Source organism: Streptomyces sp. NPDC050422 (assembly GCF_044458665.1).
In the GTDB taxonomy this organism is placed as follows: domain Bacteria; phylum Actinomycetota; class Actinomycetes; order Streptomycetales; family Streptomycetaceae; genus Streptomyces.
In genome coordinates this window covers 382369-398960 of record NZ_JBITIE010000006.1, presented here as the reverse complement: position 1 = coordinate 398960, position 16592 = coordinate 382369, and the positions used below count along the sequence as shown (strand labels likewise).

The 16592-nt window shown below is 71.6% G+C and carries 16 protein-coding genes and 1 pseudogene; 6 read left to right on the top strand and 11 right to left on the bottom strand.

Annotated features, from left to right (window positions below; all coding sequences use genetic code 11):
• The 8 genes and pseudogenes from ACIBJG_RS11740 to ACIBJG_RS11705 form a co-directional block, all read right to left on the bottom strand.
• A pseudogene (locus ACIBJG_RS11740) lies at positions 1–165 on the bottom strand (ABC transporter ATP-binding protein); the annotation flags it as partial.
• Positions 166–397: 232 nt separating this feature from the next.
• A complete protein-coding gene (locus tag ACIBJG_RS11735) occupies positions 398–1618 on the bottom strand; it encodes a serine hydrolase domain-containing protein (RefSeq protein WP_399307181.1) in 1221 nt (406 codons plus the stop codon).
• Positions 1615–3174: an alpha/beta hydrolase gene (locus ACIBJG_RS11730; protein WP_399307179.1), complete on the bottom strand. Its 1560-nt coding sequence runs from the start codon at positions 3172–3174 to the stop codon at positions 1615–1617. The genes ACIBJG_RS11735 and ACIBJG_RS11730 overlap by 4 nt, the downstream gene beginning before the upstream one ends.
• A 118-nt stretch (positions 3175–3292) precedes the next feature.
• Entirely contained in the window at positions 3293–4081 is a 789-nt protein-coding gene (locus ACIBJG_RS11725) for an SDR family oxidoreductase (protein WP_399307177.1), read from the bottom strand.
• 34 nt (positions 4082–4115) lie between these two features.
• Positions 4116–5189, bottom strand: a complete 1074-nt coding sequence (locus ACIBJG_RS11720; protein WP_399307175.1) for an acyl-CoA dehydrogenase family protein — start codon at positions 5187–5189, stop codon at positions 4116–4118.
• Entirely contained in the window at positions 5186–6178 is a 993-nt protein-coding gene (locus tag ACIBJG_RS11715; protein ID WP_399307173.1) for an acyl-CoA dehydrogenase family protein, read from the bottom strand. The genes ACIBJG_RS11720 and ACIBJG_RS11715 overlap by 4 nt, the downstream gene beginning before the upstream one ends.
• A complete protein-coding gene (locus tag ACIBJG_RS11710; RefSeq protein ID WP_399307171.1) occupies positions 6178–7353 on the bottom strand; it encodes an acyl-CoA dehydrogenase family protein in 1176 nt (391 codons plus the stop codon). The genes ACIBJG_RS11715 and ACIBJG_RS11710 overlap by 1 nt, the downstream gene beginning before the upstream one ends.
• Positions 7353–8201 carry an enoyl-CoA hydratase gene (locus ACIBJG_RS11705; protein WP_399307169.1) on the bottom strand — a complete coding sequence of 283 codons (849 nt, stop codon included), beginning with the start codon at positions 8199–8201 and terminating at the stop codon, positions 7353–7355. Before ACIBJG_RS11705 ends, ACIBJG_RS11710 begins: the two co-directional genes overlap by 1 nt.
• 46 nt (positions 8202–8247) lie before the next feature.
• Between ACIBJG_RS11705 and ACIBJG_RS11700 the strand changes: the two genes are divergently transcribed.
• From ACIBJG_RS11700 to ACIBJG_RS11685, 4 genes are read left to right on the top strand one after another with little or no spacing between them, the layout of a single operon-like run.
• Positions 8248–9414 (top strand): acyl-CoA dehydrogenase family protein, encoded by a 1167-nt coding sequence (locus ACIBJG_RS11700; RefSeq protein ID WP_399307167.1) that lies wholly within the window; start codon positions 8248–8250, stop codon positions 9412–9414.
• Complete coding sequence (locus ACIBJG_RS11695) at positions 9411–10196, top strand: SDR family oxidoreductase (RefSeq protein WP_399307166.1); 786 nt, start codon at positions 9411–9413, stop codon at positions 10194–10196. Before ACIBJG_RS11700 ends, ACIBJG_RS11695 begins: the two co-directional genes overlap by 4 nt.
• On the top strand, positions 10193–10795 hold the full coding sequence (locus ACIBJG_RS11690) for a TetR/AcrR family transcriptional regulator (protein ID WP_399307164.1): 603 nt from the start codon (positions 10193–10195) through the stop codon (positions 10793–10795). The genes ACIBJG_RS11695 and ACIBJG_RS11690 overlap by 4 nt, the downstream gene beginning before the upstream one ends.
• Before the next feature lie 32 nt (positions 10796–10827).
• Positions 10828–11985, top strand: a complete 1158-nt coding sequence (locus tag ACIBJG_RS11685) for an acetyl-CoA C-acetyltransferase (RefSeq protein ID WP_399307162.1) — start codon at positions 10828–10830, stop codon at positions 11983–11985.
• Positions 11986–12042: 57 nt separating this feature from the next.
• On the opposite strand, the gene ACIBJG_RS11680 is transcribed toward ACIBJG_RS11685, so the two are convergent.
• Both ACIBJG_RS11680 and ACIBJG_RS11675 read right to left on the bottom strand, forming a co-directional pair.
• Positions 12043–12249 (bottom strand): DUF397 domain-containing protein, encoded by a 207-nt coding sequence (locus ACIBJG_RS11680; protein WP_399307160.1) that lies wholly within the window; start codon positions 12247–12249, stop codon positions 12043–12045.
• Entirely contained in the window at positions 12246–13112 is an 867-nt protein-coding gene (locus ACIBJG_RS11675) for a helix-turn-helix domain-containing protein (RefSeq protein WP_399307158.1), read from the bottom strand. The genes ACIBJG_RS11680 and ACIBJG_RS11675 overlap by 4 nt, the downstream gene beginning before the upstream one ends.
• Before the next feature lie 229 nt (positions 13113–13341).
• Here ACIBJG_RS11675 and ACIBJG_RS11670 point away from each other — a divergent pair, with 229 nt between their 5' ends.
• Positions 13342–13794 (top strand): ATP-binding protein, encoded by a 453-nt coding sequence (locus tag ACIBJG_RS11670; protein ID WP_399307156.1) that lies wholly within the window; start codon positions 13342–13344, stop codon positions 13792–13794.
• 88 nt (positions 13795–13882) lie between these two features.
• Positions 13883–14848 (top strand): DUF4862 family protein, encoded by a 966-nt coding sequence (locus ACIBJG_RS11665; protein ID WP_399307154.1) that lies wholly within the window; start codon positions 13883–13885, stop codon positions 14846–14848.
• 161 nt (positions 14849–15009) lie between these two features.
• Here ACIBJG_RS11665 and ACIBJG_RS11660 read toward each other — a convergent pair whose 3' ends face one another.
• Positions 15010–16377, bottom strand: coding sequence for a M64 family metallopeptidase (locus ACIBJG_RS11660; protein WP_399307152.1), 1368 nt, complete (start codon positions 16375–16377; stop codon positions 15010–15012).
• Positions 16378–16592 lie beyond the last annotated feature (215 nt).

Genomic DNA, 16592 nt, shown 5'->3' with positions numbered 1-16592 from the left:
CGAGCCCCGCTGCAGCGCCAGATCGACGCCCGCCAGAGCATGCACCGCACCCGGACCACGCCCGTACTGCCGCCGCACACCCCGCAGTTCGACGGCCGGGCCGAAGCCGTCCCGAACGTCCGGCCGGTCGTCCGTCCGCTGTCCTTTGCCGCCGCGCTGCCTCATGTTCGTCCCTCTCGCGATCCTTCGAGCCGATGCTTCGACGCTACGGATCACGGTGACGACGGGCCATGGCGGCTGCTGGCGGATCCGGGGTGGGGATAGCCCCAGACCGGGGCCTTGGGAACAGCCCCAGGCCGGGGCCCTCGCCGACAGCGGCAAGGGCCCCGGCCTCCGTACGTTCATGAGCACGCCGTCCGCTCGTTCCGGTGCCCTCATCCGCCGGAAGCCCTGCGGCTCACCGACCCGCCAGCGCCCGCTCGATCAGCCGCCGTCCGGCTGCGTCCTGGGCGTCCTGCGCCGGGTCGCCCATGCGCAGGGTGAAGGTCGCGCTGGTCGCGGCCCGTGCGCCGTCCGGCGTCACCCCGCACTCGGAGACGGTCCCCAGATGGGTACCGCCGTGGAACCAGATCCCGTCCCGGTTCCCGGCCACCGGCCGCCAGGCGATGCCCAGGCCGTAACGGACCCCGTGGGCCTCGATCCAGTCGTCGGCCGCCACGGTCTCCTTCATCGCGGCGAGCTGCGCCGGGCCCAGCAGCCGTCCGCTCATCAGGGCGCGCAGGAAGACACCGTGGTCGTGGGTGGTGCTGATGAGTGAGCCGTCCGCCCCGCCGCCGGGGGCCAGCGTCGTGTCGGTGGGCCGGCCGGTGTCGGGGAACCAGGTGTACGCGCAGGCGGTGGGTGCCGGCACGTACGACGAGGTGCCCGGTGTGAGGGTGTGGCGCAGGCCCAGCGGTTCGATGATCCGGTCGTGGATCTCCTCGGCCCAGGAATGGCCCGTCACCCGTTCGACGATCAGGCCGGCCACCACGTAGTTGGTGTTGGAGTAGCCGAAGTGCTGTTCCCGTTCGGGGTGTTGGCTGCTCGGCAGCCAGAGCGGAGGGTGGGCCACGGCTGTCCTCAGCTGATCCTCGGGGGCCGAGGGCCGGAAGCGCGAGCGGAGGTACCCGGCCGGGGTGAACGCGTCGGCCGCGTCGGGGGAGACGGCGAGATAGTCGTTCAGCCCGCTGGTCTGCCGCAGCAGGTTGGCGACCGTGATCCGGCGGCCGTCGTTCCCCTCGCCCCGCACCGCGCCGGGCAGCCACCGTTCGACGGTGTCGGTGAGTGAGAGCCGCCCCTCTGCGGCCAGTTGGAGCAGGAGCACGGCCGTGAAGGTCTTGGTGTCGCTGCCTATGCGGTAGTACGCGTCCCAGGGGACCGGACGCGACGGGGCGGACAGGTCGGTGCGGCCCGCACGGGCCGTCGTGCGGCCGCCGGCGGTCTGCACCTCGGCCAGTACACCGGTGGCGCCGGTGGCCAGGATCGCGTCCGCATCACGCTGGAGGAGTGCGGGTGATCCGGCGTCCTCGTGCGGTCCTCCGGATCCGGAAGGGGCTGCGGTGGCGGACGCGTTGGTGGTGGACGCCCCGGTGAGCAGGGCCGCGGCCGCGGACGCCAGACTTCCGCGTCGGCTGATCACCGGACCACCTCAGTACGGCGGCAGGTCACGTCGGCGGCGGGGAGCGTGCCGTCACGCAGGTAGTCGACGACCGCCCGGTCGGCGCAGGGGACGGGCGTGAGGTCGTCCAGCCCGCGCCCGAACACTCCATGGGAGCGGATGTCCGCCGTCACCAGCCGTGAACCGGTCAGCCGTCGGTGCAGGGCCAGGGCCCCCTCGTACGGGACGTTGTTGTCGAGCCGGGCCTGAAGCATCAGCGCGGGCACGTGGTTGTCGATCACCGTGGCGGGCTCGCGGGAAGTGCTCTTCCAGAACGCGCACGGCGCGGTCATGCCGTTCACGAGCGGTCCGAAGACGGGCTGGCTCACGCGGCTGCCTTTCATGTTCCGCCAGTACGTCTCCGGGTCCTTCGGCCAGCCCCCGGCGGGCCAGCCGCTGTCACCGCACATGAAGAGCGCCCCGCCCAGCATGCTGTCGGCCAGTTCGGGGGAGGAGAGCATCTCCAGCATGGAGGCGAGCTCCGGCCCGGGCTCGACAGGCCGTCCTGCGGCGGCGTCGACCAGGTCGTGCACCGTGGAGGCGAGCGCCGGGTCGTGCTCCTCGTGCTGGATGAACTGCCTCAGTACCAGCCGCAGCAAGGGTGCCGTGAGGCGGACGCCGGAGACCACGACCGGTCGCAGTTCTGCCCCGTCGAGCAACTCCTGGACCCGTGCGCGGACGCCGGCGGGCGTGCTGCCCAGCCGGTACTTTTCGTCGTGCCGCGCGGTCCATCCGGCCCAGGCGTCCAGTGCCTCTTCGAGGGGCAGGCCCGCGCGCTGGAACAGCTGGTACTGGGTGGCGGAGGGATCCGTCGACGAGTCGAGGACGATCCGGTCGGAGCGGCGGGGGAACATCTGGGTGTAGACGGCGCCCAGATCGGCGCCGTAGGAGACGCCGTAGTACGAGAGCCTGCGCTCGCCCAGCGCGGCGCGGATCGCGTCCATGTCACGGGCGACATTCCGGGACGTGGCGTGAGGCAGAAGCCGGGCGTTGTCGCCGTGCTCCTGGCAGCGGCGCGCGGTGTCCTGGGCGTCGCGCACGGCCACGTCGAACTCCGCACGGCGGGTCGTGGTGGGGCCGGGAGCGGGCGCCGGGGCGGCGGGGCCGCAGGCGACGGGCGTGGACTCGCCGAGGAAGCGCGGGTCGAAGCCGATCAGGTCGTAGCGGTCGGCCGCGTCCTTCAACGCGGGCCGCAGGTAGAGCGTGTTGCCCAGGCCCGTGCCGCCGGGGCCGCCCGGATTGGACAGCAGGATGCCCCGGCGCTTCCCGCGCCCTCCCTTCGCCGCGATCCGCGAGACGGCGATCTCGATCGTCGGGCCCTCGGGATCGGCGTAGTCGAGGGGCACGGTCACCTTCGTGCAGCGTGCGCCCGCCGCACGCAACTCCGTCTGCTGCGCGGAACAGGGCCCCCACACGAGGGGCTGGCGGGTCCGTTCTGCGGACGCGCGGGAGGGGGCGGGCGAGGCGGACGCGGGCATGCCGCCCGCGAGTAAACAGGCCAGACCGAGCCCCGCGGTGACCAGACGGATGACGCGCATCGTGCTCCTCGGATCGGGTGGGAGGTACCCCATGACGCTAGGGGCCCACGTGACCCGGGAACATCGGGCCACCCGGTCGGCGGGACCGGGGGAAAACCCCCGTCACGTCCCCCAGTGGTCACCCCGGCCCGCCGGCCGCCTTCGCCGCCAGGTAGCGCGCGGGGAACTCCCCGCCCCCGTGCACCGCCAGATCCGCCCCGTTGACGTATCCGGACAGATCGCCCGCGAGGAACAGACAGGCGCGGGCGACATCGTCGGGGACCGCCATGCGCCCCATCGGGATGACGTCCGCCACCGCCGCCCCGCCGTCCGCGCCGTAGACGGACGCCGCGCTCTCGGTCCGGATCAGCCCCGTGGTGATGTGGTTGACCCGGACCGCCGGCGCCCACTCCAGGGCCAGCGCCTTGGTGAGGGCCAGCAGTCCGGCCTTGGCGGCCGTGTAGGCCGCGGTGCCCGGCTGCGGGTCCTGGCCGGAGACGCTGCCGATGTTGATGACCGAACCGCCACCGTCCTGGGCCCGCATGACGCGGTGGGCCGCCTGCGCCACGTAGAACGGCGCGAGGAGGTTGAGCGCGACGACCTTCTCCACGAAACGTGGTGAGACGGTGGCCGCGTCGGCGTCCGGGGATCCGCCCGCGTTGTTGACGAGCACGTCGAGCCGGCCGAAGCGTTCCACCGCCGCGTCCACCAACGAGGACGCCGCCGCCGGATCACGCACATCGGCCGGGACGAACACCGCCTCCCGGCCCCCGCCCGCGGGCAGGGTGTCCGGGGTGTTGCGGCCGCAGACCACCACGTCCGCCCCGGCACCGAGAAACGCCCCGGCGATGGCGGCACCGATTCCCTTGGTGCCGCCGGTGACCAGGACCACATGCCCCGTGAAGTCCAACGGGTTGCCGATGTCCATGCGTTGCGCCCCTTCTCTGTCTGCTGGGATGTGCTCAGTGGCTGGTCAGGCCGAGCCCGGCGGCGAGCCGCGCCCGGTGGTGGGCGGGCGGCCCGAACAGTTCGCCCGCCCCGTGTGCCCGCTTGAAGTAGCGGTGCGCGTCGTGCTCCCAGGTGATGCCGATCCCGCCGTGCAGCTGGATCATCTCGCCGGCCACCTCCGAGAACGCCTCGGAGCAGACGGACTTCGCGACCGCGGCGGCCCGCGGCAGCGCACCCGGGTCCTCGTCGGCGGCGAACGCCGCACCGAGCGCCGCCGAACGCGCCGACTCCACCAGGACGTAGGCGTCGGCCAGCCGGTGCTTGACCGCCTGGAACGAACCGATGGGCCGCCCGAACTGGACCCGGGTCCTGGCGTATTCGACCGTGAGCTCCAGGCAGCGCTCGGCCGCGCCCACCTGCTCCGCCGCGAGGGCCGTACAGGCCAGGTCCCGGACGTGCTCCAGGTACCGCCCACCGTCGCCGTCCACGCCCAGCAGGCGCCCCTCGGCGCCGTCCAGCACCCACCGGGCCTGGGCCCGGGTCCCGTCCATGGTCACGACGGGCTCCCGGCGGACTCCGGGGGCATCGGGGGCCACCTCGAAGAGCGCGACCCCCTGTGCCGTACGCGCCGCGACGAGCAGGACGGCCACGTTCGGCCAGTCCAGCACGTACTCCTTGGTCCCGGTGATCAGATGGCCGCCACCGGTCCCCGGCACCGCCTCGGCGCGTACCGCCTCCTGGTCCCAGGAACCCTGCTCGGCCCAGGCCAGGGTGCCCACCGAGGTGCCCTCGGCAAGCCCCGGCAGCAGCCGGCCGCACGCCTCCTTGTCACCGGACGCCAGCAACGCCCCCACCGTGAGCACCGCGGAGCCCAGACACGGCAACGGGCTCAGGCTCCGGCCCAGCTCCTCCATCAGCACATGGACATCGCGGGCGCCGCCTCCGGCCCCGCCGTACTCCTCGGGCACCGCCAGACCGGCCGCACCGATCTGTGAGGCCAACGGGAGCCACGCAGCATTGGCTTGATGCTGCGTCAGAACCGACCGTACGGCCGCTCGCAGCTCTTCCTGTTCCTGTGTGAGTCTCACCGGGCTGCTCCCATGACGCGGGCCCGGCACGCCGCCGGGGTGCCCCACGCGTCCCGCAGGGGCCTGGCCTTGCGGATCCACAGGGACAGGTCGAGTTCGTCGGTGTAGCCGACGGCGCCGTGCAGTTGGAGGGCCGTGCGCGCCGCCGCGTATGCGGCCTCGCCCGCCGTGACCTTGGCCGCGGCGATGTCGCGGCCCGCCCCGTCGTCCCCGGCGGCGAGCGCGAGCGCGGCGCCGTGCACCAGCGGCCCGGCGAACTCCAGGGCCAGCAGGGTGTCGGCCAGCCGGTGCTTGACCGCCTGGAAGGAGCCGATCGCCACCCCGAACTGGGTGCGCTGCGTGACGTATGCGACGGTACGGGCCAGCAGCGCCCGGCCGGCCCCGAGCGCCTGGGCCGCCGTGGCGAGTGCGGCCACATCCGCCGCGTGCGCGGCGGCGGCGGTCACGGCCGGGCCGTGGGCGAGGACGGTCCCGTCCGCCGGCCGTGACAGGCGCCGCGCGGGGTCCGCCGAGGGCTGCACGGTCCCCGGCCCGGTGGTGAGACGCAGGGTGTCGCCGTCCACCACGAACACCGCGTCGGCCATGTCCGCGTCCAGGGCGTACGGGCCGACCGACGTCAGACAGAGAGAGACGACCGACTTCCCCGAGGCGATGCCGGGCAGCCTGTCCGCGGCGAGGCGGTCGTCGCCGAGCCGGTCCAGCAGGGCCGCCGCGGCAACCGTCTCGACCAGCGGCCCGGGGACGGCGTGCCGCCCCAGCGCCTCGAAGGCGAGGGTCAGTTCGAGGGGTAGTGGCCCGAACCCCTCGTGCTTCTCCGGAACCGCGAGGGCGAACACCCCGGCCTCGGCCAGCCGCGCCCAGACGGCGCGCCCCGGACCGTGGTCCACGGCCGCCCAGGACCGTACGACGGCCGGGGTGTCGCAGGAGGTGAGCAGTGCGTCGAGGGAGCGGGCGAAGTCCCGCTGCTCGGCGTCCAGGAGGAAACGCATCAGCGGCGCCCCTTCGGCAGGCCGAGCAGCCGCTCGGCGATGATGTCGCGCTGGATCTCGTTGGTGCCCGCGTAGACGGGTCCGGCCAGCGAGAAGGTGTAGCCCTCGGACCAACTGCCGTGATCCGGTGACTCCGTCGCGTGGTCGGCGAGTTCGCCATACGGGCCGAGCAGGTCGAGCGCCGTCTCGTGCAGCGCGATGTCCAGCTCGGACCAGTAGATCTTGTTGAGGCTGGAGACGGCCCCGGCGGGCCCGCCCTCCCCGTGCAGGATCTGGGAGGCCCCCGCGTAGGAGAACAGCCGGTAGGCGCGGGCCCCGATCACCGCGTCGGCTACCCGGTCGCGCAGGGCCGTGTCCGCCGGATCGCCGTGCGCGTGCCACAGGGCGGTCAGCCGGTCCGCGGCCGCCGTGAAACGGCCCGGGCTGCGCAGGGTGAGCCCGCGCTCGTTGCCGGTGGTGCTCATCGCGACCCGCCAGCCCTGGCCGGGCTCGCCGATGACGTCCTCGTCGGGTACGAACACCTCGTCCAGAAAGAGTTCGGCGAAGGCGGGCTTCCCGTCGAGCCGCCCGATGGGCCGCACGGTCACGCCTTCGGCGTCCAGCGGGAACATCAGATACGTGAGCCCCCGGTGCGGCCGGTCCGCGTCCGGGTCGCTGCGGAACAGGCCGAAGGCCCGGTCGGCGAAGGCGGCCCGGGAGGACCAGGTCTTCTGGCCGCTGAGCAGCCAGCCGCCCTCGGTCCGTACAGCCGTCGACTTCAGTGACGCCAGGTCCGAGCCGGACTCCGGCTCGGACCAGGCCTGCGCCCAGATGACCTCACCGCGTGCCATCGCGGGCAGGACCCGGGCGCGCTGCTCGGCGGTGCCGTTCTCGAAGAGGGTCGGGGCCAGCAGATTGATGCCGTTCTGGCTGACCCGGCCGGGAGCCCCGGCGGCGTAGTACTCCTCCTCGAAGATCATCCAGTGCAGCAGGGAGCTCCCGCGCCCGCCGGACTCCTCGGGCCAGGAGACCACCGACCAGCGGTCGGCGGCCAGGACGGCCTCCCACTCGCGGTGCGCGGCGAAGCCCTCGGCGGTCTCCAGGGACGGCAGGGGAGTCGCCGGGACGTGGGCGGCCAGCCAGTCGCGTATCTCGGTACGGAACGCCTCGTCGGCCGCGTCGAAATCGAGGTCCATCAGCCGCCCGCCTTCTTCATCGCCCGGATGTCCATGCCGCCGAGCGCGTCCGGCGCGGTCTCGGCGTTGTGCGCGTGCGCCAGGTGGTGCAGGCCGAACACCGAGTCCATGCCGGTGTGCATGCCCTGGAGGTCCTCGGCCTGGTTGACCGCGCGCTTCGTCAGCGCGAGCCCCATGCGCGGCATCTCCGCGATCTTCAGCGCCAACTCCTCCGTACGGGACGCCAGTTCGTCCCTCGGGACGACCCGGTTGACCATGCCGACCTCGTACGCGCGCTGTGCGCTCATCCGGTCACCGGTGAAGAGGAACTCCTTGGCGATCCGTGGTGGCATCACCCACGGGTGGGCGAAGTACTCGACGCCGGGGATGCCCATCCGGACCACGGGGTCGGCGAAGAAGGCGTCCTGTGAGGCCACGATCAGGTCGCACACCCAGGCCAGCATCAGACCGCCCGCGACGCACGCGCCCTGCACTGACGCGATGACCGGCTTGGGCAGCTCCCGCCAGCGGCGGCACATGCCCAGATACACCTCGGATTCGCGCGCGAACCGGCTCTCGGCGCCCTCCTTGTCCGAGTGGTCCCACCACAGTCCCGCCCGGCGCTCGAACGGCAGATGCGCGTCCCGCTCGGGGGTTCCGATGTCGTGGCCGGCAGAGAAGTGCTTTCCCGCCCCGGCCAGCACGATCGTCTTCACCTCGCTGTCGTCGGCCGCGCGGTAGAACGCCCGGTCCAGGGCGTAGGTCATCGCGGAGTTCTGCGCGTTGCGGTAGTCGGGCCGGTTCATGGTCACCGTCGCGACCGGGCCCCGCTTCTCGTAGCGCACCGGTTCGTCATGGGCAGCAGACATCGGCCCCTCCTTCCCTAACAAGTGTTTGGTAGATTAACGTACCCCCATGAGCAGCGTCGAGGAGTTCCGCACCGAGATCCGCGGCTGGCTGGCCGCCAACCTCACCGGCGCCTTCGCGGGCCTTCGGGGCCGCGGCGGACCCGGACGGGAGCACGAGGCCTTCGCCGAACGGCTCGCCTGGGAACGGCACATGGCGGCCGAGGGCTGGACGTGTGTGGGCTGGCCCGAGGAGCACGGAGGCCGGGGCGCGACCATCGAGCAGCAGGTCGCCTTCCACGAGGAGTACGCCCTGGCCGACGCCCCCGCACGGGTCAACCACATCGGGGAGCAACTGCTCGGGCCGACCCTGGTGGCCTTCGGCACACCCGAGCAGCAGGCCCGCTTCCTGCCGCCGATCGTCGCCGTCGAGGAGCTGTGGTGCCAGGGCTACAGCGAGCCGGACGCCGGGTCCGACCTGGCGAACGTACGGACGCGGGCCGAGCGGGACGGCGAGGACTGGGTCGTCACCGGGCAGAAGACCTGGACGTCACTCGCCCACGACGCCCAGTGGTGCTTCGTCGTCGCCCGCACCGAGGCGGGCTCCACCCGCCACGCGGGCCTGTCCTATCTGCTGGTCCCGCTCGACCAGCCGGGCGTGGAGATCCGGCCGATCCAGCAGCTGACCGGAACCTCCGAGTTCAACGAGGTCTTCTTCGACGGCGCCCGCACCAGTGCGGCGCACATCGTCGGGGAACCCGGCGACGGCTGGCGGGTGGCCATGGCCACCCTCGGCTTCGAACGCGGCGTCTCCACCCTCGGCCAGCAGGTCGGCTTCCGGCGCGAACTGGAGACCCTGATCGCCCTGGCCCGGCGCAACGGCGCCGCGGACGACCCGCTGATCCGCGACCGGCTCGCCCGAGCCTGGACGGGTCTGGAGACCATCCGGTTCAACGCCCTGCGCATGCTCGACGGCGTGGCGGCAGGCGCCCCCGGCCCCGAGGCGTCCATCGGGAAGATCTTCTGGGCCACCTGGCACCGGGAACTCGGCGAACTCGCCATGAGCGTCCTGGGTGCCGGCGGCATGACCGCCCCCGAGCCGCCCTACGAACTCGACGACTGGCAGCGGCTGTTCCTCTTCTCCCGCTCCGACACCATCTACGCCGGATCCAACGAGATCCAGCGCAACATCATCGCCGAGCGTGTCCTCGGCCTGCCCAAGGAGATCCGCCCGTGACCTCGCAGCCGCCCTATGTACCGGGCCACTCCCTCCTGGCCGGACGCACCGCCGTGATCACTGCCGCCGCCGGCGCCGGGATCGGCGGAGCGACCGCCCGCAAGTTCCTGGAGGAAGGTGCCCGGATCGTCATCGGCGACGCCCACGAACGCCGCCTCAAAGAGAGCGCCGCCGCCCTCGCGGAGGAGTTCGGCGCGGACAACGTCGCCGCACTGCCCTGCGACGTCACCGACCAGCGGCAGGTCGACGCCCTGTTCGCGCTCGCCGCCGAACGCCACGACGGGCTCGACATCGTCGTCAACAACGCCGGTCTCGGCGGCACCGCCGACCTCGTCGACATGACGGACGACCAGTGGGCGAAGGTCCTCGACGTCACCCTGAACGGCACCTTCCGCTGCACCCGCGCCGCCCTGCGCCACTTCAAGGAGCGTGCCACCGGCGGCATCGTCGTCAACAACGCCTCCGTCATCGGCTGGCGCGCCCAGCGCGGCCAGGCCCACTACGCCGCCGCGAAAGCCGGAGTCATGGCCCTCACCCGGTGCGCGGCACTGGAGGCGGCCGACTTCGGCGTACGCGTCAACGCGGTCGCCCCGAGCCTGGCCATGCACCCGCACCTCGTGAAGGTCACCACTCCGGAACTGCTTGCCGAACTCACCGAACGCGAGGCATTCGGCCGGTACGCGGAGCCGTGGGAGATCGCCAACGTCATCGTCTTCCTGGCCAGCGACTACTCCTCGTACATGACGGGGGAGACCGTCTCCGTCAGCAGCCAGAGGGCGTGAAGGCGATCGCCGGCACCGCCAACGCCGACAGGCGCGCCGAACTTCTGGCGACCGCAGCCGAGGTGTTCGCCGCCCAGGGGTACAACGCCACCACCGTCCGCCGCATCGCGGACGAGGCGGGGATGCTCGCGGGCAGCCTCTACTACCACTTCGACTCCAAGGAGTCGATGCTCGACGAGATCCTCTCGGCCTTCCTGGACGAGCTGTGGACGGGCTACGACACGGTCCTGGCTGCCGGACTCGGGCCACGTGAGGCCATCGGGGCCCTCGTCACCCAGTCCTTCCGGCAGATAGACCGGCACGGGCCGGCGGTGGCCATCTACCAGCGGGAGTCCAAGCACCTCTCCGCCCAGCCGCGCTTCGCCTACCTCTCCGACACCCAGCTGAAGTTCGAGAACGCCTGGCTGCGCACGCTGGAGCGCGGCGTGGCCGAGCAGGCCTTCCGCAGCGACCTGGACGTCCGGCTGGTCTACCGCTTCGTCCGCGACACCGTCTGGGTGGCCGCCTCCTGGTACCGCCCCGGTGGCACCCACAGCCCGGAGGAGATCGCCCGCCAGTACCTGTCGATGGTCCTCGCGGGCATCACCACGAAGACCTGATCCACCCTCATATCTCTTACGAAGGAGCAGTCATGGCCGAGGCCTACATCGTCGAAGCGGTACGCACCCCGGTCGGCCGGCGCAAGGGCGGCCTGTCCGCCGTCCACCCCGCCGACCTCGGGGCCCATGTCATCAAGGCGCTGGTCGAACGCAGCGGGATCGACCCGGCCGCGGTGGAGGACGTCGTCTTCGGCTGCCTGGACACCGTCGGCCCGCAGGCCGGCGACATCGCCCGCACCGCCTGGCTCGCCGCGGGTCTCCCCGAGGAGGTGCCCGGCACCACCGTGGACCGGCAGTGCGGCTCCTCCCAGCAGGCCGTCCACTTCGCCGCCCAGGGCGTCATGTCCGGCACCCAGGACCTGGTTGTCGCCGGCGGCACCCAGAACATGTCGATGATCCCCATCGCCTACGCCAGCCGCCAGGCCGCCGAACCGCTCGGGCTGACCGAGGGCCCGTACGCCGGCTCCGAGGGGTGGCGCGCCCGCTACGGCGACGCGCCCGTCAACCAGTTCCACGGCGCCGAACTCATCGCGGAGAAGTGGGGCATCACCCGCGAGGACATGGAGCAGTTCGCCCTTCGCTCGCACCAGCGGGCCCTGCGGGCGATCGACGAGGGCCGGTTCGCCCGGGAAACCGTCGCGTACGGCGACGTGACGGTGGACGAGGGACCGCGCCGGGACACCTCACTGGAGAAGATGGCCGGCCTCAGGACCGTCGTCGAGGGCGGCCGGCTGACCGCAGGCGTCTCCTCGCAGGTCTCCGACGGCGCCTCGGCGATGCTCATCGCCTCCGAGCGGGCCGTCGCCGAGCACGGCCTCACCCCCAGGGCCCGCATCCACCACCTGTCCGTGCGCGGCGAGGACCCGATCCGCATGCTCTCGGCACCGATCCCGGCGACGGCGTACGCGCTCAAGAAAGCCGGGATGTCCATCGACGACATGGACCTGGTGGAGATCAACGAGGCGTTCGCGCCGGTCGTCCTGGCCTGGCTGAAGGAGACCGGCGCCGACCCGGACAAGGTCAACGTCAACGGCGGCGCCATCGCGCTCGGCCACCCGCTCGGCGCCACCGGCACCAAGCTGATGACGACCCTGCTGCACGAACTGGAGCGCACCGGCGGCCGCTACGGCCTCCAGACCATGTGCGAGGGCGGCGGCCAGGCAAACGTCACCATCATCGAGCGCCTCTGACGGAACCGGCAGTGATCCGGACCGGTTCCGCTCCGGCGGGGTCGGTCCGGCGCGCCGCTATCCGCGGGTGAGCGACACGAACGCCGCCCACTCGTCGCGGCCGACCCGCAGCGCGGGGCCGTCGCCTGCGGCTTTGGAGTCCCGTACGTAGACCGCGCCCCTGGTCGCGGCAACCTCTACGCAGTCACCGCCGTCGGAACCGCTGTAGCTGCTCTTGAACCAGCCCAGCTCGTCCGCGTTCCCGGTTGCCTGCTCCTTGCTCATGTCTCTCCTACCAGCCGTTCGACGAGCCGCGCAGACTCCTCGACGTTCAGCGCCTGCGATCGCAGCTTGCCATACCGCAACCCGAACGCGCTTACGTCTGCCGGAACGCTCACGATGCATCCGACACCTTGTGACTCGAAGTATCCGAGATGCTCGTGCTCCTTGGTCTGCACAGTCACGAAGGCTCCGTTCTTCCCAGGGTGGAACCCTCGCCCCGCTGGCATCACCTGAACCTCTACGTTGCGCATCCCGCTTACCTCCAGCAGTCGTTGCCATTGGCCGCGCATCACGTCCGCACCACCCACAGGGTCGCGCAACGCCTCTTCCCCGATGATGAACGACAGCTCCGCCATCGGGTCCCGCGTCAACAGCCTCTGGCGTCCCAGCCTCGCTTCCGTGTGCTGGTCCACGACCTCCTGGCTGAACGGCGGACAGTGCCCGGCGAACACCGCGCGTGCGTACGCCTCCGTCTGCAACAGCCCCGGTACCAGCAGCGGTTCGTACGAGAAGCGGCTCAGGACCTCCGCCTCGACGGCCGCGAAGTTGCGGAAGAACCGGGGGAGTTTGGCCCGGTCCACCTCGGCCTGGAGCACCTCCAGTACGCCGCCTGCGTCCAGGGCCCGCTCGGCGGCCTTGGTGAACGCCGCCTTCGCCGGGCGGCGCCCCTGCTCGACGGAGGCGACCTGTTCCAGCGAGTACCCGATGGCTTCACCCAGCGCCGGCTGGGTCAGCCCGGCCCGCTTGCGCAGATGGGCAAGGAGGGCGCCGTAGGCCACCCACACTCCCGGCAGTTCGTTGTCCTCCCTCGCCTTGGCCTTCGCCTGCGCCGCACCGCCGTTCTTCGTCTCCGGCACTGCCCTCACACCCCTCTCCGCCACCGCTTCTCCCTCCGCCCGCCCGCCACCACGGTCGTCGACATGGCTTCGACGGGGACAGGTTCAACGGGAGGGCTGTTCCCCCGGACACGGTCGCGACCCGTACAGCACCCGTACAAGACCCGTACAACTAAGCAACTGTGCCGCCTGAGATGCCCGTACCTCCCCTCCTAGTACGGCAGTTGTGCCTGGCCGTGGCCGGGCGCAGCGTCCCAGCATGGCTGCCGTGAAGCCACAGGAAGACACCCGTGAAGCCGGAACCTCGACCGGCGAATTGCGCCTTCAGCTCAGCAGCACGCCGCGCGGTGCACGGCTGGCACGCAGCCTCACCGTGCAGCAGGTCACGGAGTGGTGCGGCGCGCCGTACGACTCCGAGACCGTCCGCGCGGTCGCCCTCGTCGCGGCCGAGCTGACGTCCAACGCGATCACGCACGGTCGCCTCCCGGGCCGGGACTTCCGGCTGACCGTGCGGCTCCTGACGCGAGCTGTCCGTATCGAGGTCACCGATGCCCGCCCCGAACGTCTCCTCCCCGCCACCGCGCCGGGGCTCGCTGATCCCGAGGCGGTGACGGGGAGAGGCCTGCTGCTCGTCGAGGCGCACGCGGCTCGCTGGGGATGCGTCGTCCGTGATGCGTACACCAAGTGCGTCTGGGCGGAGGTGGCGCTGTAGGTCGTGAGGGGTGGCCGGGCGCTCGAAGATAGGCCGTGTACCGCACACCTAGACATCTGACGTCCTACCTTGAATAGAATGCGACACCATGAACACAGAACGCCCCGCCACTCTCGTAGGCGCGTATGCGGCCCTGCCCTCCCTGCGCGCCGACCAGGAACGCTTCTACGAGGGGCTCGCCGGCCGGGGGATCGCCGACGGGCTGGAGATCCCGTACCGCGACGGCCTCGGTGAGGACGTGCCTTGGCTGGCCGCGCAGATGCGCGGCCGTTTCACCCGGTCAGTGATCACACTGATCCCCGGCACGATGGTGCGCGTGGGTGCCTCGGGCACCTTCGGGCTCGCCTCCGGGGATCGCGACGGCCGGCAGGCGGCGCTCGAGTTCCTCCGCGAGGCGCGCATCGCCGCCGAGGAGTTGAACCAGCTCACGGGTGAGCAGTCGGTCTCCGTCATCCACATCCACACCGCGCCCTCGGTGACCGCTGTCCCGGAGATGTTCGCGCGTTCTCTCGACGAGATCACGGCGAGCGCACCCGCCACGGGCGACTGGTCCACCCGGCTCGTCCTGGAGCACTGCGACGCGTATGCGCCGACCGTCCCGGGCGAGAAGCGCTTCCTGCCGCTGGAGGACGAGATCCCCCTCGCGCGCGCGGGAGGGATCGGTGTCGCCATCAACTGGGGCCGTTCCGCGATCGAGGCGCAGGACTCCGCCCGGCCGCTCGCCCACATCACCCGGCTCGTCTCCGAGGGCCTGCTGAAAGGCGTCATGTTCTCCGGCGCCGGCCCTACCGCCAACGAGTACGGGGGACCGTGGGCGGACGCGCATCTGCCTCTCACCGAGGACGAGCCCACCTCCCTCATGGACGCCGACGAGGTACGCCGTTGTCTCCGTGCCGCCGAAGGCGCGATGTCCTATGCGGGAGCGAAGATCCAGGTTCCCGGCGATGCGGCGGTCGACGAGAGGCTCGCAATGCTGGGCCGAACCATGCGGCTCCTGGCCGAGCGCGGAGTCGCCCCGGCGGCCGAGCCCGCCGCGGTCACCGCGCGCCCCTGAGCTCACCGCCCGACGTCGCACGGCGAAACAGGTCGGCGACGCGCGGGCGGCCACTTCGCCGGGCCGGGACCATGAGTCCCGGGCCCGGCGAAGTGGCCGGTGCGCTGCGTCGCTTACGGCGGGCGAAGTGACCGGTGCGCTGCGTCGCGTACGGCCGTCCGTCAGTGCTTCTTGTGGCCGTTGCGCCCGGACGCCTTGACTGTCCAGGTCAGCTTCTCGGTGGCCTCGGCGCGGACCTGGGGGTCGCGGATCGACTTGCTCCGGTCCAGGGCCTCGACCGTCACGGTGTGCTTCCTGCCGTCCGCGGGAACGCCCAGCGCGGCGGGGACGACCGAGGTGAGACCTTGCGCCCGCTTGACCCGCACGCCGTCGACGTACCAGCGCAGCTCCGGCGCGGCCAGGCCGGTGAGCTCGGCCTGGTCGACCTTGATGCGACTGGTCCTGAGGACCGCGCTGCTCACGCGGACCTTGCTGCTCAGCGCGTTGGCCTCGCGGTAGAAGCCGGCGATCATGGCCTCGCGGCCGGGGAGGTTGAAGTCGTTGATGTTCAGGGCCCGCATGAGGGAGTTGGAGGTCGGGCGATAGATCCCGAACGGGTAGTAGCTGCTGCCCTCGTACGTACCGACGGTGCCGCCCGTGGGGTCGCTCTCGCCGAGCCAGCGGTACCACTTGGTCCGGTTGGCGGCCATCTGCTCCGCGGTGAACGTGCTGGAGTTGATGTCGGTCACCTCGCCGCCCGTCCACGTGCCGTAACTGTCGTACGTGTACTCGTCCGCCAGCAGGCCGACCGAGTGGGCGATCTCATGGGCGGCGATCATGCTCGACTGCGCGTTGTCCGAGGAGAGCGTCGAGACGCCGTCGAACGGGTAGCCCTCCGCCTCCAGGCCCGAGTAGCCGGCACCGCCGTACTTGGTGGAGTTGGAGATGACGATGACCAGGTCGGCTTCGGGGGCCTTGGCGGCGTAGGAGGCGACCTTGTCGATGTCGGCGCAGATGAGCCGTTCGGTCTGTGAGCACCAGAAGTAGCTGCCGAGCGCGGTGTCCTTGGTGACGTCGGCGGTGGGGTCACCCGTGATGCCGGATTCGGCGGACACCGCGTCGACGGTCCACACGTTCATCAGGCCCTGATAGCTGGAGTACGGCTCGATGTCGGTGATGGCCGCCCACTTCGTGGCAGCCGCGGTGTGGAAGGCGTCCTGCTGGTCGGCGGTGTATCCGTCGCCGACGATCACCACGTCGAGGCGGTCGGCCGAAGAGCCCGTCACGGACAGCTCGCCGACCTCCCCGTCCGTGGCCGCCTCGGCGGGTGCCGCGCTCCGGGCGGCGGAACGACCGCTCACCGTCTCCGTGTTGAGCGGGACCTTGGTTCGCCGGCCCTCGCCGCCGGGCTCGGGGAAGTACTCGACGGTGACCCGCGGTTCCTGGGTGGGCTCCGGGTCCACGGCGACCGCGGGAGTGGCGAGGGCCGCTCCCATGATCGCAGTGAGCGCGACGCCCACGGATATGGCGACTGCTCTGGATGTGCGCATGTCAACCCTCGCTCTGATGTCCAGCCCGAATGAAGTAAAGCGGCAAGGTAAATATGATTAACGTGACGCATAACCTAGGTTGGGTGGCGAGCTGTTGGCAACAGTTCCGTAGCCCCACGGCGATGGGGGAGCGCGGTCGATGGTGCCCGTGACGGCAGCCGGGGATGCAGGATGGGCCGGGGGCGACCGGTGGTCTCCCGGCTCGGCGGGCACAG